This is a genomic window from Aeromonas sp. PI_26 (assembly GCF_027854445.1).
In the GTDB taxonomy this organism is placed as follows: Bacteria; Pseudomonadota; Gammaproteobacteria; order Enterobacterales; family Aeromonadaceae; genus Aeromonas; species Aeromonas veronii.
Genome location: NZ_JAJNOE010000004.1, coordinates 153403 through 179148, shown reverse-complemented (window position 1 = coordinate 179148; position 25746 = coordinate 153403). Strand labels below are relative to the sequence as shown.

Below are 25746 nucleotides of genomic sequence, written 5' to 3'. Positions count from 1 at the left end.
CCGCAGCTGAGAAAAACAATGCAAAACGCCGATCGGATGATCGGCGTTTTTTTATTGCGCGCAGTACTACTAGCAGCCGTAGCCCTCAGGAAGGCAGCTCTTGCCTTTGATCTTGCCGATGCTCTGGGCTGTTGACGCAACACTCATCGCGGAAAAAGGCGATGATCTCCTCCAACACCGCGTATTGAGAGACGCAAAGCAGGGTGCGACTCTCCCGGTTTTGCTTCACCAGCCCCACCGAGACCAGCGCCGCGATATGGTGGCTGAGGGTGGATGCGGGGATCGCCAGCTGCTTTTGCAGCTCACCCACCGGCAGCCCCAGCTCTCCCGCCTTGACCAGATGCTTGAAGATAAACAGCCGGGTCGGATGACCCAGCTCTTTCAATGCCTTGGCGACCTCTTCCAGTTGCATCTCTGCGCCCTCCACAAATTTGATATTTCGATAATACCAGAAATATCTTGACCGGCCATTCATTTCGATTATTTTGGAAATATAGAAACCAAGTGAGGATACGACAATGAATGAGTGGTTAACCATGCTGACCGATGCAGCCCAGATGTTCCTGTTTCTGGCTGTCGAGCTGTCGGTTCTGTTTCTGGTCATTAGCGCCGGGGTCAGCCTGATCCGCCAGAAGATCCCCGACGAGAAGATCCAGCGGATGCTGGGGGCGCGCCATGGCAAGGGCTATCTGCTCTCGGCCCTGCTCGGCGCCGTCACCCCCTTTTGCAGCTGCTCCACCATCCCCATGCTGAGAGGGCTGCTCTCGGCCAAGGCTGGCTTTGGCCCCACCCTCACCTTCCTGTTTATTTCGCCACTGCTGAACCCTATCATCGTCGGCTTGATGTGGGCCACCTTCGGCTGGAAAGTGACCCTGCTCTACGCCGTGATCGCCGCCAGCGTCTCCGTCATGGCGAGCATGCTGCTCGACAGGCTCGGGTTCGAGCGCCACGTCATCGACCCCAAAGAGGCCACCCCCTCTTGCGGTAGCGACTGTGGCCCGGCGACCCGCGCCACAACTCAAACAAATTGCAGTGACAACCAACGCGGTACCATTCGCGCAATCAAACAACTCAAGGGGACGGCGTGCTGCCCGGCTCCGCAACCAGAGATGGCAGAACAGGCTACCCTCCCCTGCTGCGGCGATGGCACGGCTGCCCTGACCAGAGCGCCACTGCTCCCCACCGCCTGGGTCAAAGCTCGCATCGATGCCTGGCAGCAGTTCAAAACGGTATTGCCCTTCCTGCTGCTGGGGGTGCTCATCGGCTCGTTTATTTACGGTTTTATTCCAGCCGAGTGGATCGCAGCCCATGCTGGTGCCGACAACCCGCTGGCCATCCCCTTCAGCGCCATCGTCGGGATCCCGCTCTACATCCGTGCCGAGGCCGTGATCCCGCTGGCGTCGGTACTGCTGGGCAAAGGGATGGGAATGGGCGCCGTCATGGCGCTGATCATCGGCAGTGCCGGTGCCAGCCTGACCGAGGTGATCCTGCTCAAATCGATGTTCAGAACTCCGATGATTGCGGCCTTCCTTACCGTGATACTCGGCATGGCGATCCTGATGGGCTACCTGACGCAACTGCTGTTTTAAGTCGCCCATCATTAAACAGACAAGGTGTTAAGCCAGCTGAGTGTGAAACCATCAGGCTTCCCATAGACAAAACGCCGATCAACTGGTCGGCGCTTGTCTATTCCGTACGGCAATCTGCAACCGGCGTTACAGATATTGCCCGACGATGGGGAGCAGATCCTCGACGTCACGGGCGATATGGTCGGGTTGGTGTTCCCAGCGCTCCGGGGTCGCGCGGCTATAGGCGACAGCCACCGAGATCACACGGCTCTGCTCGCCAAGCGCCGCTTGCAAATGACGGGCAAACTGCACATCTGCTTCATGGTCACCGATATAGATCAGCGACTGGCACCTGGCTGGGCCGAAGATAGACTCCAGACATTTGAGGCCACCGTAAGGATTGGGTTTTTGCTGCTGTCCGGGCACGTCATCATAGCCGACCACAGCCTTGAACAGGCTGTTCACGCCATGCTGCTCCAGTACGCGGCGAATGTTCTTTTGGGAGTTCTGCGAACAAATTCCGTGGGGAATGGCAGAGAAATGGTCAATCACCGCCTCCAGCCCCGCAAAAAAACGCACCTCGGTCCGGTTCATCTCCTGATGCTTGGCCCACAGACTGCCAGCCAGCACCATCTCGTCCCGCGACAAACCGTAGTAATCCATATAGAGCGCCTGCCAGTTCTTGGCGGCGTGATTGGCATGGTGATACTCCGCTTCGCTGCGCAGATAGCGCGGCAGATGTTCTCCGGTCAGATGGGGGGCGACCTCAGCCAGGATCTGCTTGGTGATATCGATATTCTTCGGCACCGAATTGACCAGAGTACCGTCATAATCCCATAAAATCGCATCCAACTTCATTGCGTTACCTGTCTCGCTGCACAGCCATAAGTCACGCCATGTTACTTGGCTTGCCTCCCCTCGCCAAACCGCGCTGTAAAAATGTGAGACCCATCCCGTCCCCACGCAGTAGCACAAGAGTTAATGTGCAACAACACAATAAATGAACATCCTCTGCCATACTCAGACGAAGTATTCCGTTACGCCGAAACCGGAGTCTGATCATGGTAACCAGCTCGCTTCACACCACAGATACCGAGGTTGAATTTGCCGACGATATCCAGTTGGTATCGACGACCGATCTCAAAGGGGACATCACCTACGCCAATCCGGCGTTTTGTCAGGTGGCAGGCTATCGCCTGGAAGAGATGTTGGGGCAGCATCACAATCTGGTGCGCCACCCCGACATGCCCAAGGCAGCGTTTGCCGATCTCTGGGCCCACCTGCAGGCGGGTAAACCATGGCGAGGGATGGTAAAAAACCGCTGCAAAGATGGTCGCTATTATTGGGTTGATGCCTATGTCACCCCGATTTATGAAGATGGCAAGATGGTGGGTTACCAATCCGTCCGCTGCCGCCCCGCCGCAGAACACAAAGCGCGTGCCAGCCAGATGTACAAAACCCTTAAAGCCCGTGAAACCGGCTCTGCCATTCACATGGGCCTGCATCAACTCACGCCGGCCATGATGACCATCCCCCTGCTGCTCGTCAGCGTGATCAGCGCGCTCTGGCTGCTCTCACCGCTGCAGGCGCTCTGGGTCATCATTCCCCTATTGGCCGCCATCTGGTTCAATCGCCACCCTCTCTTCCTCACGCCGCGATTCTTGCAGCAGCTCGAGCAGGATTACGACAGCATCAGCCGCCTTATCTTCTCGGGGGATGCCCCCCACAGCATTGCCGATTTCCATATCAAGCTCGGGCAAGCGAAGATCCGTACCGTACTCGGCCGGGTGGATGACACCACGGCTTCGCTCAATGCCATGGCCAATGACCTGCGCGGCTCCGCCTCGCTGGCCAGCCAGGATATCTCTTCGCAAGACACGCAGATCCAGCAGATTGCCACCGCCGTCACCCAGATGGCCTCGGCCGCCGAGGAGATCAACCGCAATATTCAAGACAGCAACAGCCAGATCGAAGAAGCCCGCCGCCACTGCATCACCACCAGCACCCAGCTTTCGGAAGCAGGAGAAGAGATGTCGGCGCTTGCCACCCAGGCGGAGCAAGCCTTTCAGTCAGCCGTTGAGCTGGCGAGCGAATCCGAGCGGATTGGCACCATCATGAGCGAAATTCGCGGCATTGCGGATCAAACCAACCTGCTGGCGCTCAATGCCTCCATCGAAGCCGCACGGGCAGGCGATCAGGGGCGCGGCTTTGCAGTGGTGGCGGACGAGGTTCGCAGCCTGTCGACCAGAACCCACAAGGCGACAGAGCAGATCCAGAACAGCATTGGCCATATCCAGCAAACCCTGGGGGGATGGAAAGAGATGATGCATCTCAATGTGACCAGAACCAACGCCTGCCTCGCCACCACCCGGGCAAGCACCGGCAACCTGAATCAGGTTGTGGTCGAGATAGACAAGGTCTCTGATTTTTCCAATCAGATCACCGCCGCGGCCACCGAGCAACAAGCGGTCATCGAGGAGATCAGTCGCAATATCAACCAGATATCCTCGCTCTCTCACGATAACAGTCTCAAAATCGATCAGGTGAGTGAAACCAGTGCCAACTTGCAGAGCAAAGCGAGCCACCTCAAGGACTTAAGCCGGACGTTTGGATAGCATAAATGATTAGAAGGCTACTTTTAGAAAGCCAGTCATTGGATTTGAATACCCAAACTCCCAAGCAATTCGGTTGTCAGTGTGCCTGTGGAATTTAGCCCATGGTCACGCTGATAACGTTTAATCTGAGTACGGGTTTTGGGGCCCAACTTGCCATCTATAATGCCCACATCATAACCTTTGGCGAACAACGCGATTTGCACTCGCATGATCAACTCAATCATCGCACTGTCATTTGCAGTACGACGTTTTACCGTAGAAGAACCTGTGGTGGGGTACAGACTTTCTTTAGTAGCGCTATTGAGGCTGTTAGTACTGCTGGTGCTACTGCCCGTAGAGATTGAGGGCAAATTCACAGGGGCGCTATAGGTCGAGGCACCATAGCCAGAATAGTGAGAACGATGACTTGAATGCGAGCGATGTGAACTGTGTGAGCGATGTGATCTATGCGCTGCATAGAGGTTGTTAACATTCAGGTTCAGCGATGACGCCATATTTGGCAAGTTGTCCAAATTCAATTGACTCAATGCTTCATCGGAAAGGTGTGCAGGGCTGGCCGTAGCGCCATGTCCACCCAAAACACTCAGACCAAATACTCCCCATCGTTGCAAAGTGGACATGAGCTTTTTCATAGTTTCTCTTTTACCTCAATATAAGATTCATCATTAATGCTTTTTAACGATTTAACTATAATACCGGACTTATGATAAAGGTTCGACTCAAAAAAGCCACAACAGATAGCTTTTGACGCGCAACTATCACAACCATTAGGAAACTCATTTTTCCAGTCAGAAATGCTTTGTACTGCAAGATCTCGCAAACTCAGCGGAAGATGACATTGTGGAATATTGTAAATTAATGCCTGTACTCTATTTAATTTCAGGATGTTAATTCCCGATATCAATGTAGGTAAATACTCAACAATTGAAGAATAAACTTGTGCATAATTTCGCTTGGCAAAGCCAGTTAATTCAACTCCCATAAACGCAACAAATGAGACGAATGATAAGTTCCTGGCAATAAATTCACATAATGCTTCAATATTATTGAGCACATCGATGGTCAAAACGATACGTAGTTCAATATGTTGCCCGATTGTTTCAAGGTGATAGAGACCATTGATAGTCTGGTTGAATGCACCACGAGACTGCACATGATAATCGTGCTCGAGAGCAGTCGAACCATACAATGGAATACCCCAAAGTACTCGCTGGTGCCCAATCTGCTTAATGTTATTGATGAAGTTTCTGTCACTCAGTTTTTTGCCATTGGTCAAAATATGGAGCTGGGTTTGAGGCAGTTTCTCGTGACAATGGCTAAGAATTTTTAAAAAATCAGCGCTAAGGATGGTTGGCTCACCACCACTTACCCCCAATGTGCGCGGATCATCATCAAGCAAATTGATGATGCCCAGAGCATCATTTATCCGCCAAGAGTCATCGATGTTTTTTGGCGGTTGAGAACACATTATGCAGAGGTTATCGCACCGCTCAGTCAGAAATAAAGTGTTGGAATCACTGCACTGCTTGTAGACAATGTAAACAGCATTATGTAGGGTCACAATAATATCACCATCCTCAAGGGGCTCGGCTGTCTCGGTGACCTTGATAATTTGACCTTCAAAGGGTGGGGCTGCTTTATCATAAATTACAACCGCTCCCCAATTAATAGAGAGCAGGGCCTCTGCCCGATCTTGCCTGTCTGGATAAATCAGACAAAGCTCCTCCGGTGATCGCCCATTAGCAATGTAACTCTCAATCGTCGCCACCCGCAACGGGCGACGAATAATAGAGGGATTGTGAATTTCAGCTTTTAATTTCAATTTGAAGCTCATCGCACTTACCCTTTTGTGATCCATGAGGTGAATACGCCCTTGTTTTCCCCAAGGAGGTTGAACAGATGGCGATACAATGGCTTTTGCTTATTGCAAAAGTCATTCTTAGCCCTGTGCCCACACATATCCCCTGTACGGGAATAGTTTTGAATGGGGTTGGATCCGCAGTAGGGAAGGTAAGCGCAATAGGCACAGGCTGGCAGAGATTCAGCAACCCCGCTCAGCAAAATCCCAGCCATCACATCAGATGAAATCAGCTCAACATAGGGGGTATCTACCGAGCCCAAACAGAACTTATTGTCACCCATGTCATAGAGCATTCTGGCTTCATCTGAGGGGTAAACGTAGCCGTTGTAGTGATAGACCAGCACCCCAGTACCATCTCCACATGGAGAACGCAGATCAACATAACCTACTGCACGCCCAGTTAGCATATTATTCAATGCCAAAGAAGCAGTAACTTCATCGAGGTAGTAGCCAGAGTTATTGATATCGATGATATATTTCAGACTTTTTTTGTAAAATTCAAAATACTCACTTGATGTATAGCTGACTTTGCTTTCCTTTTTGACGGCAAAGCCATACATATTAAGTGGGCGCAAGAAGATGGAATGAAAGCCATGCTTTACATACTCATCAACAATTTCTTCGTGAAATGGCAGACTATCTTTGGTGATTGTAGTCATAGCAGCAATAGCATCATCACCAATGGCGTCTCTCACTTTCCGAATACCCGCAAGGGTACTTTGATAGCTATTACCACAAGTAGATGGCCGATTTTTATTATGCAGCCATTCTGGACCATCTAATGATGTAGATATCTGTATTTTATTAATCTTGATGAAATCAATCATCTCGTCTGTGATACATTGAAGGCTAGTCGCAATCACAAATACAATGCTCTTGCCATGAAAATGGTTTTTCTCGTGGGTGTAATCAACGACACTTTTAATTACATCGAAAGCTAGAAGAGGCTCACCGCCCTGAAATTCAATGGTGATATATTTGTTAGGTGATTCAAATACCCGATCTACCGCATGCCTAGCCGACTCTTGTGACATATCATATTGTGATGAGATAATTGATTTCCTGCTCGCTTGACAATACTCGCAGGAATTCCCACATCTCAGCGTCACCACAAATATATGCAGACCAGGCCCACCGCCCAAGAAGGATTTGCGCTGCCTGTATTTAGCAGATAAGCTTCGTAGCGCATAAGAATCTTCTGAGCCTGATAAGAAGCTTTTTCTTTTTAACTCATTATAAAGCGCAGTATCAGTTGGTAACTTACCTGCAACTAAATCTTGTAACTCGGAATATTTAACAAAGGAATATTCGCCCACCATATTGACGATTAATGTATCATCATTATTCAGCCGCTCAAAATTGAATGGTAGTAGTGAATAATTTTTGTCCGTGAAGCATTCTTTATTTCTAATTTTATTATTCATCTGACTGCACACCCCATGCCTCACGCAGCGCAGCACAAACTAAAGCATCTTTCACTACTTTTGTTTTCTCCTCAATCACCACCCGTAGCTCATGATCAACTAGCGCATTTTTAAATTCAGCCTCAAAACTGCGTGATACCGGTGTGGCATCTAATTTAGAAATGGTAATGGAATACATTCCATCATTCATTTTAATATCGAATTGAAAATCACCCGCAAAACCATAACAAGTCCGCAACAATGCATCTTTACTAAAAATGGGATCAATAACTAGATTCATGACAACGCTCAAGAAATATACGATGAGGGCAAATTTTATATTTTTATACCACAGCTAGAGGATAGTTAACTGAAAACTTGGGGTTCAGTTGGAAATATCTGACCATTACTTGCGATAGCTCAATATTTTGATGGATTTCCTATGGCCAAGCATCACACATAACGCATTACATATTGAGTCTTTATCCCTCCCTTGTTTATTTTCTATCTAGACAAATACGCAGATATGCCAAATCACTCACAACATTGCTCAGCAATACAAAAGAAAAATGCCCTGCGTTTGCAGAGCATTTTTAGTTTACCGCTTACGCTCAGTACGCCACTTACTTGGCGTAATCCTCAGTCGGGATACAGGCACAGAACAGGTTGCGATCGCCGTAGACGTCGTCGATGCGGTTCACAGAGGGCCACAACTTGGCGGCGCGCACGGCGTCCGACGGGAAGACCGCCTCGGCGCGGCTGTAGCCACGGGACCACTCTGCATCCATCACGTCATCCTGAGTGTGCGGCGCATGGACCAGCGGGTTGTCGGCGAGGCTCCACAGCCCCTCCTGCACCTTGGCAATCTCGGCGCGGATGGACGTCATCGCCTCGACGAAGCGATCCAGCTCGCGCTTGGATTCCGACTCGGTCGGCTCGACCATCAGGGTGCCCGCCACCGGAAAGCTCATGGTCGGTGCGTGGAAGCCGTAGTCCATCAGCCGCTTGGCTACGTCCATCTCGCTGATGCCGGAAGCCTCCTTGAGCGGGCGGATATCCAGAATACACTCGTGGGCCACCCGACCGTTTCGGCCGGAATAGAGCACCGGGAAGGATTCACCCAGCTTCTTGGCCAGATAGTTGGCGTTGAGGATGGCTACCTGAGTGGATTTTTTGAGCCCCTCATCACCCAGCATGGCGATATACATCCAGCTGATGGGCAGGATGCTGGCCGAGCCGAACGGTGCAGCCGACACGGCGCCATTGTCACGGCTCTCCTTGTCGGTCTTGACCACTGCGTGGCCAGCCACGAACGGTGCCAGATGCTTCTTCACGCCGATGGGGCCCATGCCCGGGCCGCCACCACCGTGAGGAATGGCGAAGGTCTTGTGCAGGTTGAGGTGAGAGACGTCCGCCCCGATAAAGCCCGGTGCCGTCAACCCGACTTGCGCGTTCATATTGGCACCGTCCAGGTAGACCTGACCACCGTGCTGGTGAACGATGTCGCACACCTCCTTGATGGTCTCCTCATACACCCCGTGGGTGGAGGGGTAGGTCACCATCAGACAGGAGAGTTGATCCCCCGCCTCAGCCGCCTTGGCCCGCAGGTCGTTGAGATCCACGTTGCCGGACTTGTCACAGGCGGTGACGATCACCTTGAGCCCCGCCATCTGGGCAGAGGCCGGGTTGGTGCCGTGGGCAGAAGCCGGGATCAGGCAGATGTCGCGATGCCCTTCGCCGCGGGACTCGTGGTACTTCTTGATGGCCAAGAGACCAGCGTACTCGCCCTGCGCACCGGAGTTGGGCTGCATGCAAACCGCATCGTAACCGGTCACCTTCACCAACCAATTTTCGAGGTCGGCCAGCAGCAACTGGTAGCCCTTGGCCTGGGCCAGCGGGGCGAACGGGTGCAACTTGCCAAACTCGGGCCAGGTCACCGGGATCATCTCGGCGGTGGCGTTGAGCTTCATGGTGCAGGAGCCGAGCGAAATCATGGCGTAGTTAAGGGCCAGATCTTTCGCTTCGAGACGGTGGATATAACGCAGCATCTCGGTTTCAGAGTGGTACTTGTTGAACACCTCGTGGGTCAGCACGGCATCGCTGCGCAGCAGATCCTGCGGGATGGCGTGATAGGCCTGAGCCGCCTTGTCGAGGGCCTCGATATCCAGTCCATGGCCTTGACCGAGGAAGAGATCAAACAGCTCGACCACATCGCCGCGGGTGGTGGTTTCAGAGAGGGAGATCCCTACCGCACCGTCGAGATCGGCGCGCAGGTTGATGCCATTGGCTTCAGCCTTGGCAATAAGTGCTGCTTTATCTGCCGTCAGCACGGTCAGAGTATCGAACCAGCTGGCATGCTTGAGGGCGACCCCCTTGGCCTTGAGGCCGAGCGCCAGAATGGTGGTGAGACGGTGCACGCGGGAGGCGATGGTTTTCAGCCCTACCGGGCCGTGGTAGACGGCGTAGAAGCTCGCCATGTTAGCCAGCAGCACCTGTGCGGTACAGATATTGGAGTTGGCCTTCTCGCGGCGGATATGCTGCTCGCGGGTCTGCATCGCCATGCGCAGTGCAGCCTTGCCGCGGGCATCCTTGGAGACACCGATGATGCGACCCGGCATGGAGCGCTTGTAGGCATCGCGGGTAGCGAAGAAGGCGGCGTGGGGGCCACCGTAACCCATGGGCACACCAAAGCGCTGGGCGGAGCCCAACACCACGTCGGCGCCCAGCTCGCCCGGGGACTTGAGCAGCAGCAGGGAGAGCAGATCGGCGCTGACGCAGGCCAGCCCTTTCTGGGCCTGTACCGCGGCAATCAGGGCGCGCAGATCTTTCACCTCACCTGTGGTGGTGGGGTACTGGAACAGGGCACCAAACACCTCTTCGCTCACTGCATCGCTCGCGGCACCAACCGCCACGTCGAAACCGAAGTGAACCGCGCGCTCCTTGACCACGTCGATCACCTGCGGGTGCACATCATCGGCCACGAAGAAGAGGTTGGATTTGGACTTGGCCATCCGCTTGGCCAGCGCCATCGCCTCGGCAGCGGCAGTCGCTTCATCCAGCAGGGAGGCGCTTGCCAGATCCATGCCGGTCAGATCCAGCGTCAGCTGCTGGAAGTTGAGCAGGGCTTCGAGACGGCCCTGTGCCAGCTCGGGCTGATAGGGGGTGTAGGCGGTATACCAACCCGGATTTTCCAGCACATTGCGCAAAATGACGTGGGGCACATGGGTATCGTGATAACCCATGCCGATGTAGCTCTTGGCAATCTTGTTCTGAGCGGCATAGCCCTTGAGCTTGGCCAGCGCCTCCACTTCGGTCATGCCGGCACCGATCCCCAGCGGACCCGGCAGGCGAATGGCGGCGGGCACGGTCTGTTCAATCAAATCGTCCAGGCTTTCGGCCCCAACGGTCGCCAGCAGCTGGCGCAGCTCTTCCTCGCCCGGGCCGATATGGCGGCGGACAAAATCGGTTTTTTGCTCGAGTTCAAACAGTGACTGGGTCATTTCCCTATTTCCTGATAAATAAGTCCTGGCATGACATCCTGATAACCAAGACCTGATGTTCCTGATCGTCGGTTGATACCGACTCCACTGATGTTCTGGGTCCCGCAGACAGGGTGCGGCACCGGATGCTGCGGCAGCATCAAGAGGGGATCGCCTTGTTGCGAACCGGCCCGTTTGCCCTGGCAAAAGCAGGCAAGCAAACGGCAGGCGCGGACGATTTCACCCTTCCACCGGCTGGCGCTTGCCCGGCTAGCGGTCATACAAAGGGGCCCTGCTGTGTTAGCAGGGCCCGGGGGCATTACTCTTCGTCCACCACGTTCTGGTAGCCTTCGGCATCCAGCAGGCTGGCCAGCTCGCTCTCGTCATCGAGCTTGATGCGGAACAGCCAGCCAGCGCTGTAGGGGTCGGAGTTGACCAGCTCGGGGCTCCCTTCCAGCTCTTCGTTGACGGCAATGATCTCGCCGCTCACCGGGCTGTAGATATCGGAGGCCGCCTTGACCGACTCGGCCACGGCGCAGTCGTCACCGGCGCTGACCTGCTTGCCCACTTCCGGCAGCTCGACAAACACCATGTCACCCAGCAGCTCCTGGGCGTGCTCGGTGATACCGACCACGGCCTCGCCGTTGGCTTCAACACGGATCCACTCGTGGGAAGTGGCATATTTCAGTTCGCTCGGGATATGGCTCATTTGTGCTTCCTTTGATCTTTGAGTCGCGTTTAAAAACGAATATGAAAAGGGATGGGGGAGGCACTGCCCTCCCCCAAAACGGTATTAAACCAGCTTCTGGCCGTTACGGACGAAAGCGGGCTTGGTGACCTTCACGGTGACCAGCTTTTTGCGGATCTCCACCTCGGCCAATTCACCGATATCGCGGGGCACCCGCGCCAGGGCAATACTGTAGCCCAGGGTGGGGGAGAATGAGCCGGAGGTGATCACACCTTCCCGCTTCTCACCGTTTGCCGCGGTGAAGGTGACCGGCATACCGGCACGCAGCACCCCTTTCTCTTCCATCACCAGACCCACCAGCTTGGGCTGGTTGCCCGCCGCTTTCTGTGCTTCCAGCACGTCGCGGCCGATGAAGTTGCGATCGCTCGGCTCCCAGGCGATGGTCCAGGCCATGTTGGCGGCCAGCGGAGAGACTGACTCGTCCATATCCTGACCGTAGAGGTTCATCCCCGCTTCGAGGCGCAGGGTATCGCGGGCACCGAGGCCGCACGGGGCGACGCCGTTATCCAGCAGTGCCTGCCACAGCTCGCAGGCTTTCTCTTGCGGCACCACGATTTCATAACCATCTTCGCCGGTGTAGCCGGTAGTGGCGATAAAGAGATCGCCAGCCTGCACGCCGAAGAAGGGTTTCATCCCCACTACGGCAGTGCGCTGGGCGGCGCTCAGCACGGCTGCGGCCTTGACCTTGGCGTTGGGGCCCTGCACCGCGATCATCGCCAGCTCGGGACGCTCGGTCACTGTGATGTCGAAATCGATGGCGTGATGGCGGATCCAGGCCAGATCCTTCTCGCGGGTAGCGGAGTTGACCACCAGCCGGTAGAAGGTATCGGTGAGGTAATAGGTAATGAGGTCATCGATCACGCCGCCTTCCGGATTGAGCATGCCGCTGTAGAGGGCCTTGCCGGGGGCAGTGAGTTTGGCCACATCGTTGGCCAGCAGGTGTTGCAGAAAGGCTTTGACCCGTTCGCCGGTCAAATCGACGATGGTCATGTGGGAGACATCGAACATACCGGCATCGCTGCGCACCGCGTGGTGCTCTTCCAGCTGGGAGCCGTAGTTGATGGGCATTTCCCAACCGTGGAAGTCCACCATCTTGGCGCCGGCTTCCAGGTGTTTGGGATGCAGTACAGTAGTCTGGATCATCGCATTCTTTCCTTAGCAAAAAGCCTTTTCGCTTTGGCGACCACCCTTGCGACCCGCGCCACCGCTCTGACTGCACAGCGTGCAGCAAAAAGCGACCGGATCCAAAAGTGTGTGCTCGCTCCTGCCCTTGCCAGGCAAGAGGGATTCCTTGAACGGAGCGGATTATATGATAAGCAGGCGAGCGTGCCGCTCAAAAAAAACTAATCCCCTCCTGTAAAACTGACTCCAGACACTAAGATAAATGCAGTGATAAAAACAGCCATAAGCCGACTCAGGCGAGATTAAATTTTGATTTTTACCGTTTCGTCACAATTTGCAGAAAAACGTTTCGCTCCAGAGCAAAATTAAAGGCTGACACCCAGAACGGGTCATCAGCCTTGTCGGATTACTTTTGTTGTCAAAAAGCGCGAGTAATATTAGTTTTTTTCACCCTTGGCCTGCATGGCACTGCCCTTGGTCGCCGCAACTGCCCAGTCAGGACGGGCCAATGCGGGCAACTCTCCCTCCAGCCCCATGGCTGCGCGGATTACCCCCTCCTTGAACGGCGTCAGCAGGTTGGCCGCGCGCAATCCCACGCCCCGCACCAGCTTCTTGAGCGGGTTGGCCCCGCTGAACAGCCGCTTGAGCCCCTCCATCGCAGCGAGCATGCGAGCCGCTTCGCTCTTGCGCCAGCGCTCGTAGCTTCGCAGGTTGGCAAGCAGACCGATATCCTCGCCCGTGGCATGGTTTTGCAGGATCTGCTCGGCCAGCGCGGCCGCATCCAGCAGGCCGAGGTTGACCCCCTGCCCTGCCAGCGGGTGGATGGTGTGAGCGGCATCACCCACCAGCACCAGCCGCTCGCGGGCAAAATCGCGGGCATAGCGGGCGGTGAGCGGAATCGCGCTGCGCGGCCCTTCCACCTTGCACAGACCGAGGCGGGCATCGAAGGCGGTGGTGAGCTGGCGGTTGAACTGCTCGTCGTCACAGGCGCAGAGCGCCTCGGCACGAGCCGCAGGCAGCGACCAGACGATGGAGCAGAAGTTCTCCTGCCACAGGGGCAAAAAGGCGAGCGGGCCATCCGGGGTGAAGATCTGGCGTGCCACCGCCTCGTGGGGCTCGGCACAGCGCACCGTTGCCACCAGCGCGTGGTGACCATAATCCCAGCTGGTGAGCGGAATATCGGCCTGACGGCGCACCCAGGAGTGGGCACCATCGGCAGCCACCACCAGCTTGGCCGAGATGGCCTGACCATCTTCAAGGAGCAACAAGGCGCCCGCCGGGCCGCTCTGCAGACTCTTGGCTCTGGCGGGGGTCAGCAGCTGGATATTGCTGGCACCTTCAATGGCTTCGAGCAGTGCCAGCTGGATCACCCGGTTCTCGACAATATGGCCGAGGTTGGCCTGACGCAGGCTGGCGGCATCGAAGTCGATATGGCCGAAACTGTCCTGCTCCCACACCGCCATCTTGTCGTAGGCCTGCAGGCGACGCGCTTCAATACCGTCCCAGGCGCCAACATGGCGCAGGATCTGCTGGCTGGCGAGGCTCAGGGCGCTGACCCGATTGTCGGCCACCTCCCCCAGCTGCGGGTCGGGTAGTTGTCCCTCGACCACCACCACCTTGAGGACACTCTCCTTGAGGGCGGCAGCGAGCCCGAGGCCCACCATGCCACCACCGACAATCACCACATCGACACTTTGCATCTGCATCATCTCATCCTTTCATGGCTGGCCATCGGCCAGCAGAGGGAGGCAGCCAGGCCTCCCCGTTTGCAACTGTTGGACTCTTTGCTGGGCTCTTTGTTGAACTCTGGCGATTTATTGCCGCCGATTATTGCTACAGAGATCGGCGACGAACCCCAGAGTTCGCGCAGCGAGCGGCGCCTTGAGACAAGGCAGGCGCCCCATCAGGGAGAGCGCCAGATTGCGGCCCGCCACCAGCGGATCGTGGCTGTTGGAGAAGAGCTGAGCCAGCGAGGAGGTGAGCCAGACGGTCTGCTCCTGATCGCGCTGACGCTGCTGCCAGTAACCGCTCAGCACCTTGAAGCAGCCGATATCCTCCCCCTCTGCCAGCGACTTGGCCACCGCCCCGGTGAGCAGGTCGAGATCCCGCATGCCGAGGTTGAAACCTTGTCCGGCAATGGGGTGCAGGGCATGCGCTGCATTGCCCACCAGCACGGTACGTTGGGCCAGCGGGTAGTCACAGGCGGTCAGGATCAGCGGATAAACGTTGCGCACGCCACATCGCTCAAAGCGACCGAGTCGCCAGCCAAAGGCCTGCTGCAAGCGGGCAAGGAAGACGGCATCATCGAGCGCCATCAACTCATCGACCTCGTCCCGTCTGACACTCCACACCAGCGAAGAGAGGCCGCCCTGCATCGGCAGCAGCGCCAGCGGCCCGCTCTCGGTAAAGCGTTCGAATGCACGGCCCGCCGGATCCTGCTGGGTTTTAACAGTGGCGATGATGGCGCTCTGCTCATAGTCGTGACGGCTCACCGGCAGCGTTAACTGCTGGCGCACGAAGGAGTTGCCCCCGTCCGCCGCCACCAGCAGTCGGGTATCAATCTGTTCACCGCTCTCGAGGGTGAGAGTCACCCCCTCCTCCCGTGGCGCTACCTCGCGCAATTTGGCCGGACAGATCACCTTGATGTGCGAAATGGCGGCCATCGCCCGCTGCAACTCACTGCCCGCCGCCGCCAACTCGATCACCTGACCGAGCGCAGGCAGCCCATACTCCGCCGCCGAGAGACGGGTCTGACCGCTGTGGCCGCGATCCGAGACATGGATCTGGGTAATGGGGGCACAATGGGGCGCAAACAGGGGCCAGAGTCCGCGCCGTTCGAGGGCTTCGCTGGTACCGGCCGATAGCGCAATGGCGCGCGCATCAAAACCGGGGTGAGCAGGGGTTGCGGATGGTTGCGCCTCGGGGGCACTCGCCTCCAGCAGCAGGATGTCGAGGGGCGAGCCGTCCGGCTTGCGCAGGGCCGCCAGCGAGAGGGCCAGCACGGCACCACTCATTCCACCACCGACCAGCGTCACATCGACCTGTCGCACATCAGATTGGGGCATAAGCAGAGAGGGAGAAGTGAAAAACGTGGCCTCATGCTACCACAAAGGCGACCGGCGGATGTGCGCTAGAGGGCAAAAAAGCGGTTATGGCTCACAGGGTTAGCCAGAATATGGCCGACAAAAAGAGCGCCTGTTGGCGCTCTTGCAAAAGGAGGCTGGCTTGCCTGCAACAATCTATCAGTGCAGGGTCGGCGGTGCGCTCGGGGTATCGGGGCGCTTGCCAAACTCTTCAAAGGCCATCATGACCCCCAACTTGACGTGTTCGTAGAGCACCAGGAAGGAGGCTTCGTTCTCGTCATCTTCCTGATCGAACTCGGCAGAGACCTGAGTGATGCTGGCGATATCCTGGATCATCTCCTGCAGCTCTTCCGACGCGCGGGAGAGCTCCTGCTGCACCACGCCGAAACCGGCCAGAAACGCCTGGGACCAGTCAACCAGCGCATCGATCCGCTCATCGAGGGGGGCATCATCGCTTGGCAACAGCAGTTCAACCCCTTTTTGAGCCATCAGGCTCTCGACCACATTGTGATAAAGATCGGTCATCACCTGGCGCACCGGGGCCGGCAGACCGAAACCGTCGTTCACCAAATCGTTGAAATGGGGGACCCAGCTCTTCTCATCCAGTGCCACACCACCACACACCAGACCGCAGATCACACCATGGGCCTCGACTGCACTGGCCATCAGCTCATGCTGCTCCATGATGTCGGCCACAGCCGCATATTTAAGGGGGTTTGTTTTGCTCATAGAGGATCCGCTCAAAGTTCAGGCAAATTTGCAGAATTAATGGTCAGGATCCTAGCATTCTCCCTCTTGCAGAGCCAGCAAGGCCTTGAAACTTATGCATCTGCGCTATATAGTCCCGCCCAGTTGTCCACGTGGATAAAGGCGGAAATCAGCTCCGCCGTATTGAGGAAGGCATGAGCACAGAGGCCGTAGAAATCGTCATTTTGGGACGTCCCTACAAGGTATCCTGTCCCTTGGGACAGCAGGATGCCCTGCGCCAGGCCGCCGAGCAGCTGACCGACAAGTTGATCGACCTGCGTCAACGCTCCAAAGTCTCCAGCAACGAGCAATTGGCGGTCATGGCGGCGCTTAATTTCTGCCATGAGCTCTGCCTTGAAAAAGAGAAGAACCACCAATACTCTGAGACCATGGACAAGCGGATCAAGATGCTGCAGCGCACCATCGAAGCGGCCCTGATCGAGCACGGACAATATGGTGATTCCAGCGAAGAGGGGCAACAGCCCTAATCGCAAACCGTTTTAAAATTCCCTGGGATGTTTGTCAGCCGGTTCAAGTCCCCGAGCCGATATTCATACCAAACAGGGGATCTGCCTTCTGGCTATTGCGCATGCTCGGCACGACCGAGAAGCCTGCGGTCAGATCCGATCCCCGCCTTGAACCGACGGTTCAAGGGCCCAAACCGGCAACGGCATCTCGGGGTACCAACAGCAAAAGCCCGTCACCAGCGTGACGGGCTTTTTCTTTGCCTGATGATCAACGCCCCCTACCCCTTTCAGAGCTGAAAAAATGCCCCGGATGAAAAGCTCACCCGGGGCATCACCGCATTCACAGTGCATGCTGTGTTAGCGCAGCCAGTCGCGTTAGCGCGTCTATTTGACCAGCAACAAATTCTCCTGCTGGCGGGAGGCCGTCACCAGCACCGGGATGGACTTGGAGGTAGGGGTAAACGACCCGACCCCGATACTGTCGATGGGCACTAGCGGGTTCGTCTCCGGATAGTAGGCCGCGATGTTGCCACGCGGGATCTCGTAGATCACCACCACAAAACCGGTCACGTAGCGCTCGCGCCCATCGTTGCAGATGGCCGCCATGTCGACCCGATCCCCTTCGGCAAAGCCAAGCTGGCGAGCATCCGCCTCGTTCATGAACACCACGTTGCGCTGGCCCTTGATGCCGCGATAGCGGTCATCCATGCCGTAGATAGTAGTGTTGTACTGATCGTGAGAGCGCAGGCTCTGCAGCAGCAGTACCGGCTGATCCGCCATCTGTTCGGCATGGCGAGTACACTCCGGCAACACTGATTGCGGCAGGGTGCTGGCACGAAACTCGGCGCAGCCGCTGGCGGTATTCCAGGTCAGCAGCGCCGCAGAGTTATCGAGATGAAAACCGCACGGCTGCTGGATGCGGGCATTGAAATCGGCAAAGCCGGCGATGGTCTGCTCGATAAGATCGCGAATACGAGCATAGTCATCGCGCAGAGCTAGCCAGTCGACCCGCTCGCTGCCCACGGTGGCATGAGCCATCCGCGCGACTATGTCGGTCTCGGAGAGGCAGAGCGGCGATACCGGCTCGGCTGCGCCGGTCGAGGCGTGCACCATGCTGAAGGTGTCCTCCACCGTGATCTTCTGGTTGCCGCTGCGCTGGATATCGAGCTCGGTACGGCCGAGACAGGGCAGGATCAGCGCCGCCTTGCCCACCTGCAGATGGCTGCGGTTGAGCTTGGTACTGATCTGCACATTGAGCTCGGCTTTTTTCATCGCCCCGTAGGTGAAGTCGGTGTCGGGCGCAGCTGCAGCCAGGTTGCCGCCCAGGCAGATGAGCACCTTGCTCTTGCCTTCGTCCAACGCCTTGAGCGCTTCGTACACGTTGTGGCCACGGGCCCGCGGCAGGCTCACCTGCAGGTGACGCTCGAGCCGGTCGATAAAGGAGGCGGTGGGTTTTTCGTTGATCCCCATGGTGCGGTTGCCCTGCACGTTGCTGTGGCCCCGTACCGGACAGAGTCCCGCACCCGGCTTGCCAATCTGGCCGCGCATCAGGTGCAGGTTGACGATTTCACGGATGGTATCGACCGAGTGCAGATGCTGGGTCACCCCCATAGCCCAGCAACTGATGATGCGCTGGCTGGCGGCAAAGACCCGGGCGGCCTGCACGATCTCGGCGCGGGTCAGGCCGGATTGCTGCTCGATCGCCGCCCAGTCGGTGGCACGCACCTGCGCCTCATACTCGGCAAAGTGGTGGGTGTGGCGGGCGATAAAGTCGCGATCCACCGCCTCTGGCGCCTCTTCCAGGATGTACTTGGCCATGCCGCGGATGGCGGCCATGTCGCCACCCAGTTTCGGCGTCAGATATTGGTGGCTGATGGTGGTGGCCGCCGGGGTCAGCAGTTCAAGCGGGCTCTGCGGGCTGGCGAAGCGCTCGAGGGCCACCTCTTTCAAGTTGTTGAAGCTGACGATCTTGCAGCCGCCGCGCGCTGCCTGGCGCAGGGCATTCATCATGCGCGGGTGGTTGGTACCCGGATTCTGGCCATAGACGAACACCGCATCCGCCTGATCGAAATCATCCAGCACCACAGTCCCCTTGCCGATACCGACCGACTGGATCAGCGCTACCCCGCTCGCCTCATGGCACATGTTGGAGCAGTCGGGGAAGTTGTTGGTGCCAAACAGGCGACCAAACAGCTGATAGAGGTAGGAAGCTTCGTTGCTGGCACGCCCCGAGGTGTAGAACTCCACCTCATCCGGGCTATTCAGCCCCTTGAGGGTGTCGGCAATCATCGCAAAGGCATCGTCCCAGCTCACCGGCTCATAGTGATCGGTCGCCAGGTTGTAGCGCATCGGCTCGGTCAGCCGCCCCTGATACTCGAGCCAGTAGTCGCTCTGGGTGACCAGCTGGCGCACCGAGTGGGCGGCGAAAAACTCGGCCCCCACCGTCTTGCCGGTGGACTCCCAGGCCACCGCCTTGGCGCCGTTCTCACAAAACTGGAAGGTGCCGTGGTCGTTGTCACCCCAGGCACACCCCGGGCAGTCGAAACCGTCGGTCTGGTTGACCCGCAGCAGGTTCTTGATGTTCTGACGGGTCTTCTGGCTGCGCAGCACCTGTTTCATGGTGGATTGCAGGGACGAAAAACCGCCGGCTTTGGCGGGCTTTTCAATATGACTCATGGCACTCTCCGATGGGATCCGCCGGGCGATAGCTCGAATAGCTGACCGGGGGATCAAACTTGGGAATATGAACGACGTTGAGGTTGTATTTGAGGGCCAGCCTGACCGCCAGCTGGCTGGGCGATGCCAGGCAGATGAGGTGACGGGCACCAAAGCGGGCGGCTTTTTGCACCAGCTCGCTGCCGCAGCGGCTGGTCACCACCAGGGTGTCGCACGCACTGTGCTGACGCAGCAGCAGGCCGATCAGCTTGTCGAGGGCATTGTGGCGCCCGATATCTTCCCGGCAATGCAGGATCCGGCCCTCGGCATCCAGCGCCAGCGCTGCATGCAGGGCGCCGTGCTGCTGACCCTTGAGCTGCCACTGGGCGATCTGCGCACGCAGCCCCGCCAGCAAGGCCCCATCCAGCGGCGGCGTCAGCGGCAACACCGGCAATGCGGGCAGCGCCTGCTCCACCGCCGCTACGCCGCAGATGCCGCAGCCGGTCACCCCGGTCAGCCGACGCTTGTTCTCAGCCAAAGCAGCCAGGGAGCGGTTGGCAATGGTCACATCCAGCACAATACCCTGTTCGGCTGGCGCGACCTGGATGTCGTGGACTTCGTGGTTATGCCGGATGATCCCCTCGCCAAACAGAAAGCCGACGGCAAAGTCGTCGAGATCGTCCGGGGTCGCCATCATCACCGCGTGGTTGATGCCATTGATGTTGATGGCGACGGCTACCTCTTCTACCAGATGATCCAGTGACGGCAAGTTGGCGGGGGTTGCGACGGGAGAATGGGCAGGCATGCAGGTTGGCCTAAAAATGCAAACTGCATTCAAGTTTAGAGAGGCGACTGACGCAAAACCAATGAAATAAATCTATATCCTGATAGAGTTGCTCTATCAAAGATGTTTTTTCAATTGATTAATTTTTCAATAGCCGGTTCCACTGCCTCCACTACAACCAGATGAATATCAAGCAACTTCACTACTTTCACGAACTGGCCAAACACCGGCATTTTGCCAAAGCGGCCAAAGCCTGCCACATCACCCAACCGACCCTCTCGGCCAGCATTACTGCCCTGGAAAAGAGTGTCGGCACCGATCTGGTGGTACGCACCAGCCAGTTTGTCGCCCTGACCGAGGCTGGCGAGCTGGTACGCCAGTATGCCGAACGGATGTTGCTGGAGCAGGAGGCGCTCAAGCAGGAGCTGGCCCTGTTTCAGGGCGAGCTATCCGGTACCCTGCGCATCGGCATCGTGCCCCAGTCCAATCTCGACATCATGCCGTTTATCGCCCGTTGCAAGCAGCGCTATCCCGATATCGTCATTCGCCTGTCGGTGCTCAGCAACGAAGCCCTGCTATCACAGCTGGAGCTGCATCAGTGCGATATCGGACTGGGATTTGATGAACCGGTTGGCGGAGCTGGCCGACGCGCCTTTCATGTCTACCCGCAAGGCACCAATCAGATGGCGGTGCTGATGAACCGTGACGAAGCGGATCAGTACCCGCGCAACAGCGACATTGCGCTTGCTGAACTTCAGCAACAGCCGTTGGTGCTGCCCAGCCGCACCATGCAATTTCGTCAGTATCTGGATCGCGCCGCCGAGCAGGGGGGAACCTCGCTCAACGTGGTACTGGAGACCGACTCGTTGTTCCATCTGGTCAGCGCCGTACGCCACCGGCTGGGCTGGGCCATCGTCAGCGCCGGCCTCGCCCGCTCTGCCAGCAAACTCTCGGATCTCGTTTGCCTGCCACTCGCTCCGCTGGAGAATATCGGCCATACCGCCTTTCTGACCCGCCAGCAGAGCATCACCCCCGCCATGCGTGCCTTTCTTGAGCTGGTGGCCGAGGGTGAACCGGCAAACGCGCCTTGACGCAGGCCGAGCGGCAAACCTCATCCGGTTCTGGTAAAGAAAAAGCCCGCCAGAAGGCGGGCTTTCAGAGAGCAAGCGCGGGCATCAAATCGCCATCTGCTCGTGCGGCGAGCCATGGTGGCGCAGCCAGACAAAGCTCAGTGCCACGATCAGCACCATCAGGGTCATGATGGCCCCCAGGGTCACCTGCCCGGTCATCGGGAAACCGGCCGCCAGCAGGGTCACCACACCGGCTCCCAGATTCTGCATCCCGCCGAGAATGGCACCCGCGGTGCCGGCCTGACCCGGGAAGGGCTCGATGGCACAGGAGGTGGCGGTCGGGTAGAGAATACCGCTACCGATGAAGTAGACGGCCGCACCACCGACCAGCGAGGCGGCACTCACCACCCCGAACAGCCCCGGCACCAGAATGATGAGAGAACCGAGCGCCAGAAAGGCGATGCCAAGACGCATCAGTTTGCCCTGAGTCAAACGGAAGCTCAGCTTGGCAGAGAGCCAGGCCCCGAACAGATAGCCGGGCAGCGGCAGCACGAACAGCACGCTCACGGTACGGGCGCTCAGTTTCAGCACATCGCCGAGCAGCACACCAGCCGCCGCTTCAAATACCGCGAGTCCCGCAAAGGTCGCCATCAGGCAGAGCAGGTTGCCCTGAAACTTGGGGTTGCCCAGCACATGGCGATAGGCAGCACCGACGCGCAGTGGCTGACGGGCAGCAGCAGGCAGCGTCTCACCAAACCAGGCCATGATCGCCAGAGTGGCTACGGCACCAAAACCGAACAGGAACCAGTAACCGGCACGCCAGTTGAACAGCTCGGTCAGCCAGCCACCCAGCACCGGGGCCAGCAGCGGGGAGAAGATCACCCCCATGCTCACCAGACTATTGGCGCGGTTGAGCTCGGCGCCATTGTAGCGATCGCGCATCACGGTACGGCTCATGGCGCCACCGGCACCGGTACCCAGCCCCTGAACAAAGCTGCCCACCAGCAGGGCGGCGAAATGGGGGATGACCTGAATGATCAGGGTGCCCACCAGAAACACCATCATGCCGACGATCAGCACCGGACGACGACCGATGCGATCCGACAGCGGCCCGTAGACAAACTGGGAGAGGCCATAGGGGATCAGGTAACAGGCCATCACCGCCTGCAACTGGCCCGAGGCCACATTGAAGTCCCCCGCCATCATGGGAATGGAGGGGACATAGAGGGTCTGGGTCATCTGGCCCACAGCGACCATCAGAATGGTCAGTAAAAACAACGGATAAAAACTGTGCCGATCCATATCAGTCCCAAAAAATCGAAAAAAAGCTGCCGCCCTCTGGCACAAAATGGCCCAGAGGAATCTGATCACAGAGGCTGTGATGCAATCAAAAACAGTGTTGGAAACAGTAGGCGGGGAGCCCGCCAGACCACCGCACAGGACGTTTGGAGGTATGGGGGCATCATAGTGATTCAGCTCACAAAAAACGAACGAATCTTTATAATCGGCTTGCCTTAGTTTTTCTAATATTACGGGGCAGCACGCCCCGTCGGCAGTTAAAAATCAACGTGTTACCATCTGTTGTGCCTGCTTGATCAGCTCATCGGGCTGCTCCTTGCGCGGCGGTATGGTGATCCCCTTCTGGCAGGCAGGTTTCTCTGCCATGCGATCCATCCAGGCTTGCAGATGGGGTAACCCCTCGATGGAGATACCGCTCCAGTCATAAATACGCACCCAGGGCCAGGTGGCGATATCGGCGATGCTGTACTCGTCCGCCAGATATTCGTGATGGGCCAGATGGCTGTCGAGCACCTCGAACAGACGGCGCCCCTCCTTCTGGTAACGTTCGATGGCGGCGGGGATCTTCTCGGGGAAATAGCGGTAGAAGACGTTAGCCTGCCCCATCATGGGCCCTACCCCGCCCATCTGGAACATCAACCACTGAATGGCCTGAGAGCGGCGTTTGGGATCAGCGGGCAGCAACTTGCCCGCTTTCTCCGCCAGATAGATGAGGATGGCGCCCGACTCGAATACGGCGAAATCGTCGTTATCCCGATCGACGATAGCCGGAATACGGCCATTTGGGTTGATGGCGAGAAACTCGGGCTTCTTCTGATCCAGTGCTGAGAGATCGAGAGGAATGACCCGATAAGGCAATCCCAGCTCTTCGAGGGCGATCGCCACTTTGAAACCATTGGGGGTCGCGGCGGTGTAAAAGTCGATCATGATTCACTCCTTGTTGGTCATAGCCAGATTGCACGGTTGGAACAGGGTGCAACACCATAGCCGCCTCATCTTGCAACAAGTGACCGGCTCCAGACCATTAAAAAGCGGCGCACCGTAGGCCAAACAAGGCCACGGTGCGCCGCTGGTGCGCTCTGGCAATGGTAGATATTAGTTGATCATGGCAACCGGCTTGCGCTGGCGCAGCATGATCAGGCGGGAAAGCAGCGGGAAGTAGGACTCCAGCTTGCGCAACAGCACCCGGCTGCAGGCAGGCTCGGCCAGCTCCGACTCATCCAGCACGATGCCGTTTGAGACAAAATAGAAACGGGGGTCACGCACATCCGGCCCGCAGACCGTCAGCTCCTTGTCTCCCTTGCGGATCAACAGCGGCAAGACCGGCAAACCGATCGTCTCATCCTCTCCCCGGGCAAATCCGGCATCCTGCCAGGGCGCATCGCCGTCGATCAGTAGGATCGCCGCCTCCGTCTTGGCCGGTTGCCACTGGGCCAGGGGGGTCACGGTGATGTGGGCAAAGTGATCACCATACTCGGGTGATGACCGCAAGATGGCCAACAGTCCCTCGCTGGCAGTAGACACATTTTGACTCACTAATGACAAATTCATGGTTCACATCCCTATGCTCATGACAGCCTGTATCCGGCTGCTGGGATAAGACTAGCGCAGATCTGGTCTATATTGGAGCCGTCAAATCTGGCAGTGGTAATCAATTGGTCGTAGGGGGATAACAGTTGCCATCGCACAAAATACTGGTATCATACCGCGTCCTTTTATCCCCCGTTCTTTAACATCCAGTGGTGAACCTATGCATCCGATGCTGAATATCGCCGTGCGCGCTGCGCGCAACGCCGGTCAAGTTGTAGTAAAAGCCTTCTCCCAGCCTGAGAACATTGAGGCTATCCAAAAAGGCAGCAATGACTTCGTGACCAACGTTGACCGTGAAGCCGAAGCGGCCATCATTCACACCATCAAAAAATCTTACCCGGAGCACAGCATTGTTGCTGAAGAGTCTGGTGAGATTGCCGGTACCAATCCGGACTACCAATGGATCATTGACCCACTGGATGGCACGACCAACCTTGTAAAAGGCATTCCGCACTTTGCCGTTTCCATCGCCCTGCGTGTGAAAGGCAAAACCGAACAAGCCGTTGTTTACGATCCCATCCGTGACGAACTGTTTACTGCTACCCGTGGTAGCGGCGCCCAGCTAAACGGCTACCGTATCCGTGTCGGGAAAGCCAAAGAGCTGGCTGGCACCGTACTGGCCACAGGTTTCCCCTATAAGCAAAAGCACCACATCGAGTCCTACCTGAAGATGTTCCAGAGCATGTTCATCGAATGTGCCGACATCCGTCGCTCCGGCTCTGCCGCACTGGATCTGGCCTACGTGGCTGCCGGTCGCGTCGACGGTTTCTGGGAAATCGGCCTGAAACCCTGGGACACCGCTGCCGGTGAACTGCTGGCCAAAGAAGCTGGCGCCATCGTCACCGACTTCGTAGGTGGTCACAACTACGAAAACTCCGGCAACATCGTGGTTGCCAACCCGCGCGTCCTGAAAGAGATGCTGGGCAAGATCCGTGAAGAGCTGCCGGAGTCCTTGGCGAAATAAGCCAGCCTTCGAGCAGACAGATAACAAAACCGGTGCAAGCCGGTTTTTTTATTGCTGCGATATGCCCTGTTCGGGCATTCCAACCAACTGCTTATGCTCTTCTTCCCCGTAGCGCACACCCCAACCGCTCGCCCCGTTCCCCACCCCCAAAACCGTTCGTCGCCCTTCTCTCGTTAACAAATACGCTTTAACCAACCTTCTTGAATATCACCGCGCACAGGCCGGGATAATCATCTGCCCCCTGTTTGTTGCCCTGACCTTCATCCCCTTGCGAAGAACCCCGACCATCTG

General features: G+C 57.0%; 23 protein-coding genes and 1 other RNA gene. 7 read left to right on the top strand and 17 right to left on the bottom strand.

Annotation, left to right across the window (positions count from 1 at the left end):
- Positions 1-85 precede the first annotated feature (85 nt).
- Positions 86-412: an ArsR/SmtB family transcription factor gene (locus tag LRL22_RS06890; protein ID WP_076494364.1), complete on the bottom strand. Its 327-nt coding sequence runs from the start codon at positions 410-412 to the stop codon at positions 86-88.
- A 106-nt stretch (positions 413-518) separates the two neighbouring features.
- Between LRL22_RS06890 and LRL22_RS06885 the strand changes: the two genes are divergently transcribed.
- Positions 519-1589 carry a permease gene (locus LRL22_RS06885; RefSeq protein WP_270817061.1) on the top strand — a complete coding sequence of 357 codons (1071 nt, stop codon included), beginning with the start codon at positions 519-521 and terminating at the stop codon, positions 1587-1589.
- A 126-nt stretch (positions 1590-1715) separates the two neighbouring features.
- On the opposite strand, the gene LRL22_RS06880 is transcribed toward LRL22_RS06885, so the two are convergent.
- A complete protein-coding gene (locus LRL22_RS06880) occupies positions 1716-2426 on the bottom strand; it encodes an HAD family hydrolase (protein WP_128816388.1) in 711 nt (236 codons plus the stop codon).
- Positions 2427-2629: 203 nt separating this feature from the next.
- Here LRL22_RS06880 and LRL22_RS06875 point away from each other — a divergent pair, with 203 nt between their 5' ends.
- On the top strand, positions 2630-4183 hold the full coding sequence (locus tag LRL22_RS06875) for a methyl-accepting chemotaxis protein (RefSeq protein WP_270905029.1): 1554 nt from the start codon (positions 2630-2632) through the stop codon (positions 4181-4183).
- 35 nt (positions 4184-4218) lie between these two features.
- On the opposite strand, the gene hxsA is transcribed toward LRL22_RS06875, so the two are convergent.
- The 7 genes from hxsA to gcvT form a co-directional block, all read right to left on the bottom strand.
- Entirely contained in the window at positions 4219-4815 is a 597-nt protein-coding gene (hxsA, locus tag LRL22_RS06870; protein ID WP_139709231.1) for a His-Xaa-Ser repeat protein HxsA, read from the bottom strand.
- A complete protein-coding gene (gene hxsC / locus LRL22_RS06865) occupies positions 4812-6017 on the bottom strand; it encodes a His-Xaa-Ser system radical SAM maturase HxsC (RefSeq protein WP_270905028.1) in 1206 nt (401 codons plus the stop codon). The genes hxsA and hxsC overlap by 4 nt, the downstream gene beginning before the upstream one ends.
- 5 nt (positions 6018-6022) lie before the next feature.
- Complete coding sequence (hxsB, locus tag LRL22_RS06860) at positions 6023-7468, bottom strand: His-Xaa-Ser system radical SAM maturase HxsB (RefSeq protein WP_270905027.1); 1446 nt, start codon at positions 7466-7468, stop codon at positions 6023-6025.
- Positions 7461-7748: a His-Xaa-Ser system protein HxsD gene (gene hxsD, locus LRL22_RS06855; RefSeq protein ID WP_270905026.1), complete on the bottom strand. Its 288-nt coding sequence runs from the start codon at positions 7746-7748 to the stop codon at positions 7461-7463. The genes hxsB and hxsD overlap by 8 nt, the downstream gene beginning before the upstream one ends.
- 322 nt (positions 7749-8070) lie before the next feature.
- Positions 8071-10947 carry an aminomethyl-transferring glycine dehydrogenase gene (gene gcvP, locus LRL22_RS06850; protein WP_270905025.1) on the bottom strand — a complete coding sequence of 959 codons (2877 nt, stop codon included), beginning with the start codon at positions 10945-10947 and terminating at the stop codon, positions 8071-8073.
- Positions 10948-11245: 298 nt separating this feature from the next.
- Positions 11246-11635, bottom strand: coding sequence for a glycine cleavage system protein GcvH (gcvH, locus tag LRL22_RS06845; protein WP_270905024.1), 390 nt, complete (start codon positions 11633-11635; stop codon positions 11246-11248).
- Positions 11636-11719: 84 nt separating this feature from the next.
- A complete protein-coding gene (gene gcvT, locus LRL22_RS06840; protein ID WP_005346577.1) occupies positions 11720-12817 on the bottom strand; it encodes a glycine cleavage system aminomethyltransferase GcvT in 1098 nt (365 codons plus the stop codon).
- On the opposite strand from gcvT, the gene LRL22_RS06835 reads away from it, so the two are divergent.
- Positions 12794-13021: a hypothetical protein gene (locus tag LRL22_RS06835; protein ID WP_040067241.1), complete on the top strand. Its 228-nt coding sequence runs from the start codon at positions 12794-12796 to the stop codon at positions 13019-13021. The genes gcvT and LRL22_RS06835 overlap by 24 nt on opposite strands.
- A 212-nt stretch (positions 13022-13233) precedes the next feature.
- Here the strand turns inward: LRL22_RS06835 and LRL22_RS06830 are convergent, their stop codons facing one another.
- From LRL22_RS06830 to LRL22_RS06820, 3 genes are all read right to left on the bottom strand, one after another.
- Entirely contained in the window at positions 13234-14502 is a 1269-nt protein-coding gene (locus LRL22_RS06830) for an FAD-dependent 2-octaprenylphenol hydroxylase (RefSeq protein ID WP_270905065.1), read from the bottom strand.
- Between the two features lie 108 nt (positions 14503-14610).
- Positions 14611-15861, bottom strand: coding sequence for a 2-octaprenyl-6-methoxyphenyl hydroxylase (ubiH, locus tag LRL22_RS06825; RefSeq protein ID WP_270905023.1), 1251 nt, complete (start codon positions 15859-15861; stop codon positions 14611-14613).
- Between the two features lie 177 nt (positions 15862-16038).
- Positions 16039-16608 (bottom strand): UPF0149 family protein, encoded by a 570-nt coding sequence (locus LRL22_RS06820; protein ID WP_033116025.1) that lies wholly within the window; start codon positions 16606-16608, stop codon positions 16039-16041.
- A 173-nt stretch (positions 16609-16781) separates the two neighbouring features.
- Here LRL22_RS06820 and zapA point away from each other — a divergent pair, with 173 nt between their 5' ends.
- Positions 16782-17114 (top strand): cell division protein ZapA, encoded by a 333-nt coding sequence (gene zapA, locus LRL22_RS06815; protein ID WP_041209342.1) that lies wholly within the window; start codon positions 16782-16784, stop codon positions 17112-17114.
- Positions 17115-17130: 16 nt separating this feature from the next.
- A non-coding RNA gene (ssrS, locus tag LRL22_RS06810) (6S RNA) lies at positions 17131-17312 on the top strand.
- A gap of 165 nt (positions 17313-17477) precedes the next feature.
- Here ssrS and LRL22_RS06805 read toward each other — a convergent pair.
- Both LRL22_RS06805 and fdhD read right to left on the bottom strand, forming a co-directional pair.
- Positions 17478-19769, bottom strand: coding sequence for an FdhF/YdeP family oxidoreductase (locus LRL22_RS06805; RefSeq protein ID WP_270905022.1), 2292 nt, complete (start codon positions 19767-19769; stop codon positions 17478-17480).
- Positions 19756-20553: a formate dehydrogenase accessory sulfurtransferase FdhD gene (gene fdhD, locus LRL22_RS06800; RefSeq protein WP_270905021.1), complete on the bottom strand. Its 798-nt coding sequence runs from the start codon at positions 20551-20553 to the stop codon at positions 19756-19758. Before fdhD ends, LRL22_RS06805 begins: the two co-directional genes overlap by 14 nt.
- A 161-nt stretch (positions 20554-20714) precedes the next feature.
- Between fdhD and LRL22_RS06795 the strand changes: the two genes are divergently transcribed.
- A complete protein-coding gene (locus LRL22_RS06795) occupies positions 20715-21623 on the top strand; it encodes a LysR family transcriptional regulator (RefSeq protein ID WP_270905020.1) in 909 nt (302 codons plus the stop codon).
- An 84-nt stretch (positions 21624-21707) separates the two neighbouring features.
- Here the strand turns inward: LRL22_RS06795 and emrD are convergent, their stop codons facing one another.
- The 3 genes from emrD to LRL22_RS06780 form a co-directional block, all read right to left on the bottom strand.
- Positions 21708-22904: a multidrug efflux MFS transporter EmrD gene (gene emrD / locus LRL22_RS06790; protein ID WP_042030002.1), complete on the bottom strand. Its 1197-nt coding sequence runs from the start codon at positions 22902-22904 to the stop codon at positions 21708-21710.
- Positions 22905-23165: 261 nt separating this feature from the next.
- Positions 23166-23828: a glutathione S-transferase family protein gene (locus LRL22_RS06785; protein ID WP_005333923.1), complete on the bottom strand. Its 663-nt coding sequence runs from the start codon at positions 23826-23828 to the stop codon at positions 23166-23168.
- A gap of 168 nt (positions 23829-23996) precedes the next feature.
- Positions 23997-24452, bottom strand: a complete 456-nt coding sequence (locus LRL22_RS06780; RefSeq protein WP_058056647.1) for a hypothetical protein — start codon at positions 24450-24452, stop codon at positions 23997-23999.
- 199 nt (positions 24453-24651) lie between these two features.
- On the opposite strand from LRL22_RS06780, the gene suhB reads away from it, so the two are divergent.
- On the top strand, positions 24652-25455 hold the full coding sequence (gene suhB / locus LRL22_RS06775) for an inositol-1-monophosphatase (protein ID WP_005352992.1): 804 nt from the start codon (positions 24652-24654) through the stop codon (positions 25453-25455).
- Positions 25456-25746: the final 291 nt, after the last annotated feature.